Annotated in this window: 3 protein-coding genes; all 3 read right to left on the bottom strand. The window is 33.2% G+C overall.

Annotated features, from left to right (window positions below):
* Nucleotides 1-244: 244 nt before the first annotated feature.
* Nucleotides 245-1,354 carry an AraC family transcriptional regulator gene (locus DIU01_RS15060; RefSeq protein WP_290835886.1) on the bottom strand — a complete coding sequence of 370 codons (1,110 nt, stop codon included), beginning with the start codon at nucleotides 1,352-1,354 and terminating at the stop codon, nucleotides 245-247.
* 84 nt (nucleotides 1,355-1,438) lie between these two features.
* Nucleotides 1,439-1,819 (bottom strand): TraR/DksA C4-type zinc finger protein, encoded by a 381-nt coding sequence (locus DIU01_RS15065; RefSeq protein WP_290835888.1) that lies wholly within the window; start codon nucleotides 1,817-1,819, stop codon nucleotides 1,439-1,441.
* 6 nt (nucleotides 1,820-1,825) lie between these two features.
* Entirely contained in the window at nucleotides 1,826-5,227 is a 3,402-nt protein-coding gene (gene ileS / locus DIU01_RS15070) for an isoleucine--tRNA ligase (protein ID WP_290835890.1), read from the bottom strand.
* Between the last annotated feature and the right edge of the window lie 75 nt (nucleotides 5,228-5,302).

Raw genomic sequence — 5,302 nt, forward strand, 5'->3', positions numbered from 1 at the left:
ACTTTATGAATTTTTCCAATTTTTTTGGAGGTTAACTCTTTATCAATTGTTTTATAACTAAAACAACTTTGAAGTAAGAATGAAACTAAGATAACTAATGCTGTTAATTTTTTCATATCTATTGATTACTTGTTTTTTCAATTTTATATTCAAATCAAATGTAAATTAACTGAAAAAACAAACGTCCTAAATTATCTACTTTAAATAATTTAGGACGTATTTGTAAAATATAGGACGTTTTATATCAACTATTTTGCTTTCTATAATCGGTTGGAGTTGTGTTGGTAAACTTTTTAAAAGCTAGGTAAAAAGATGATTTAGAATTAAAGCCACATTCTAAACCTATGGATAAAATAGTATATTGACTAAAATCGGCCGATGTAAGAAGTTGTTTGGCTTTTTCAACTCTTAATGAATTAATATAGTCTGAAAAACTAAAACCACTTTCGTCATTTATAGTTTTAGAGAGTGAACTAACACTCATTTTGAGTTCGCTACTTAATAACTCTAAACTATAATTAGGATTTAGATAATTCTTATTATTCTCAATATGATTTTTAATAATTAGAAATTTACTTGACTTACTATTCGTTTTTAATTCTTCATCTATGTTATTTGGCTCATTAGAAATTGCTTCTCTCAACTGAATTCTTTCGTACATTAATGAATAATTAAAAACTCCTTGATAACCCAACCAAAACAACAATAAGGAACTACTTAAACGCAACGGATAATAAATGAAAATTTGTGGATTTAATACTTCATCAATATTAAAAACTATTGCTCCAATCCAGGTCAATAAAATTACACTTCCTAGAAAAAGAAACTTCTTCAACCATTTTACGTTATCATAACTGGCTGTGTAAGAATAAAATTTTGTTTTGTAAAACAGTAATTGAATTGATTTCACAAAAAGAAATAATGAAAATAAGGCATTAAAAATTTCTTCGATTTGTGAATACTTTGCCACAATGTAGCAATCGTCTATTTCGTAATATAATTTAAAAAAAACGATTCTATTTATAAGTTCTACTAAAAATAGAATTGTTGAAAAAGCGACAAAAGAAGTGATTTTCTTTTCAACGTTAAGATAATAGGATACGAATGTGTAAAATGCTGGAACAATTAAGGCATAAAAAGGCAGAAGCATGTTTCTAATGAAGAAATTTGCTTCTTGGAAAACGTTGTCAATTAATACAATTTGGAGATTGTTGAGTGTAAAAAATAGAACTACTAAATTCAAATAAAAAATAGAATTATCTTTAGCTCTTTTAGATTGCAAAGTTGTAATAATGAATACAAATCCAATTATTACGCTTGCCATCATAAAGTAATTAAAAACTTCCTTTACCATTTTTATAAATTTGTAGGTAAATATATATAATTAAAACCAAAAAACCTCGCCAATTAGCGAGGTTTTCTATTTATATACGAAGTATTATCGTTGTAAATTTTTAGCTTCAATACTCATTGTAGCATGAGGAACGATTTTCAATCTTTCTTTTCCAATTAACTTTCCTGTTACTTTACAAATACCGTAGGTTTTGTTTTCTACACGGAAAAGTGCATTTTTTAAGTCGCGAATGAATTTCTCCTGACGAATTGCCAATTGCGAATTCGCCTCTTTACTCATTGTCTCGCTTCCTTCTTCGAATGCTTTGAATGTTGGTGACGTATCGTCGGTTCCGTTATTTAAATCGTTCATATAAGCACTTTTGATTAATTCTAAATCTATTTGTGCTTTTTCAATTTTATTTAGGATAATTTCTTTGAACTCTGCTAAATCAGCATCAGAGTATCTCATTTTTTCATCTACCATAGTTTTCTATTTTGAGATTAATATTTTTGTTTTTATATCGTCAAACTCAATTTCTATACCATTATCTACGTTATCTTGAAAAATTAAGTTCTCAGTTAACGTTTCCGACTTGATATAGTCTTCGTTATTGTTAATTGCTTCTTCCAATTCGCCACTTCTTTGCAATTCTACCTTTATTTTATCGGTAACTTCAAATCCAGAATCTTTTCTGATGTTTTGAATTCTGTTTACCAATTCTCTCGCAATTCCTTCTTGCTTCAATTCTGGTGAAATGGTGATGTCTAAAGCTACTGTAATTCCGTTAGCATTTGCAACCAACCAACCCGGAATATCTTGCGATGAAATTTCTACATCTTCAGAAGTTAAAGTTATGCTATTTCCTGAAATAACAAGCGTTAACTCGCCTTTCGCGTCAATTTCACTAATTTGTTCTTGCGAAAATTTTTGTATCTCACTAGAAATCAATCCCATATCTTTACCAAATCGTGGCCCAAGTGCTTTAAAATTAGGCTTAATTTGCTTCACTAAAACACCCGATGCATCGTCTAAAAGTTCGATTTCTTTAACGTTAACTTCGGCTTTTATTAGGTCAGAAACTGCCTCGATTTCAGCACGTTGATTTTCGTCAAGTATAGGAATCATAACCTTTTGCAACGGTTGACGCACTTTTATCATTTCCTTTTTACGGAGTGATAAAACTAGTGACGAAACCGTCTGTGCTTTCATCATTTTGCTCTCAAGCGATTTATCAACAAAGTTTTCAACCGAATTTGGAAATTTCGCCAAATGTACTGACTCAAATTCCTCTGAATGTGTTGCTTGTGTTAAATCTCTGTAAAGTTTGTCCATGAAGAATGGAGCGATTGGCGCACCTAATTTTGCAACAGTCAACAAACACGTATAAAGCGTTTGGTAGGCTGCAATTTTATCTGTTCCGTATTCGCCTTTCCAGAATCTTCTTCTACACAAACGAACGTACCAGTTACTTAAATTCTCCTGAACAAAATCTGATATTGCTCTTGCTGCTTTTGTTGGTTCATAATCAGCGTAAGCTTCATCAACTACTTTTATCAAAGTATGCAATTCAGATAAAATCCAACGATCGATTTCTGGTCGTTCATTTAACGGAATTTCAGCTTCTGAGTAGGTAAAATTATCAATATTTGCGTATAAACTAAAGAACGAATACGTGTTGTATAAAGTTCCGAAGAATTTTCTACGAACCTCAGCAACGCCTTCAATATCAAACTTCAAGTTATCCCAAGGATTTGCATTCGAAATCATGTACCAACGTGTTGCATCCGGACCATATTCAGCCAAAGTCGTGAATGGATCAACAGCATTTCCTAGACGTTTCGACATTTTTTGTCCGTTTTTGTCTAGAACTAAACCATTTGAAACTACATTTTTATAAGCTATTTTATCAAAAACTAACGTTCCGATGGCGTGTAAAGTATAAAACCAACCACGAGTTTGGTCAACACCTTCTGCGATAAAATCGGCAGGAAACGCTTTATTTTCGTCAATTAAATCTTTGTTTTCAAATGGATAGTGCCATTGCGCATAAGGCATCGCACCTGAATCAAACCAAACGTCAATCAAATCACTTTCGCGTTTCATCAATTTACCTGATGGCGAAACCAAAACGATATTATCAACTACATTTTTGTGTAAATCGACTAAATCGTAGTTTTCTTCGCTCATATTTCCAACCACAAAACCTTTGAACGGATTTTCTTTTTGGAAACCAGCTGCAATTGATTTTTCAATTTCTGAATACAATTCTTCTACTGAACCAATTAACATTTCTTCTGTTCCATCTTCGGTTCTCCAAATTGGCAATGGAATTCCCCAATATCTTGAACGCGATAAGTTCCAATCGTTGGCATTTTTCAACCAATTTCCGAAACGACCTTCACCAGTTGCTTTTGGTTTCCAGTTGATGGTTTCGTTCAAATCGAACATTCTGTCTTTGATTTCGGTTACTTTGATAAACCAAGAATCTAATGGATAATATAAAATTGGTTTGTCAGTTCTCCAACAATGCGGGTAACTGTGTACGTATTTTTCGACTTTGAAAGCCTTATTTTCTTCTTTTAATTGGATAGCAATTTCAACATCGGCAGAGCGTTCCGGAGCTTCGCCATCGTTGTAATATTCGTTTTTAACGTATTTTCCAGAATAATTTCCTAAACCTTGAATGAATTTCCCTTGTAAATCAACTAAAGGAACAGGATTTCCGTTTTCGTCAAGAACCAACATTGGCGGAACTTCTGGTGTTGCTTCTTTAGCAACCTTAGCATCATCTGCACCAAATGTTGGCGCTGTGTGCACAATTCCAGTTCCGTCTTCTGTCGTTACGAAATCACCAGAAATTACTCGGAAAGCGTTTTCTGGATTTTGATAAGGTAACGTTAATGGCATTAATTGCTCGTAACGAATTCCGACTAAATCTAAACCTTTACATTCGGTTAAAATTTTATACGGAATAGTTTTATCGTTTGCTTTATAATTTTCAAAATCTGATGCTTCTTCGCTTGCAAAAAATCCTTTCCCGAATTGTTTTCCGACTAAGTTTTTAGCCAAAACAACTTTTACAGGTTCGAAAGTATATTGATTAAAAGTTTCCACCAAAACATAATCGATTTTTGGTCCAACGGTTAATGCTGTATTTGAAGGCAATGTCCACGGCGTTGTCGTCCAAGCCAAGATATGAATATCTCCAAAACCTTGTAAAAAGCTTGGTAATGTTTCGTTTTTGGTTTTAAATTGTGCTACGACCGTTGTATCGGTAACATCTCTGTAACTTCCAGGTTGGTTTACTTCGTGAGATGATAATCCGGTTCCTGCTTTTGGAGAATACGGTTGGATTGTGTAGCCTTTATATAGTAAATCTTTGTTGTAAATTTGCTTAAGCAACCACCAAACCGATTCCATATATTTGGATTTGTAAGTCACATACGGATCTTCCATATCAACCCAATAACCCATTTTTTCGGTTAGATCGTTCCAAACATCAGTGTAACGCATTACGGTTTTTTTACACGCTTCGTTGTATTCTTCTACCGAAATGGTTTTTCCGATGTCTTCTTTGGTGATTCCTAATTCTTTTTCAGTACCTAATTCTACTGGCAAACCGTGAGTATCCCAACCAGCTTTACGCTTTACTTGGAACCCTTTTTGAGTTTTATAACGACAAAAAATATCTTTAATCGCACGCGCCATTACGTGGTGAATTCCAGGCAAACCATTTGCAGATGGCGGACCTTCAAAAAACACGTAAGGTTGGTTTCCCTCACGAGAAGTTACAGATTGTTCAAAGATGTTCTTTTCTTTCCAAAATTTTAGAACTTCTGACGCTACTGTTGGTAAGTCAAGTCCTTTGTATTCAGTAAATTTTGTGCTCATTTTATCGTTTTCTAAAATCAATTTGCGAAAGTAGTAAATAGTTTTCAGTTTTCAGTTTTCAGTTTTCAGTTTTTG

This window comes from Flavobacterium sp. (assembly GCF_003525665.1).
In the GTDB taxonomy this organism is placed as follows: Bacteria; Bacteroidota; Bacteroidia; order Flavobacteriales; family Flavobacteriaceae; genus Flavobacterium.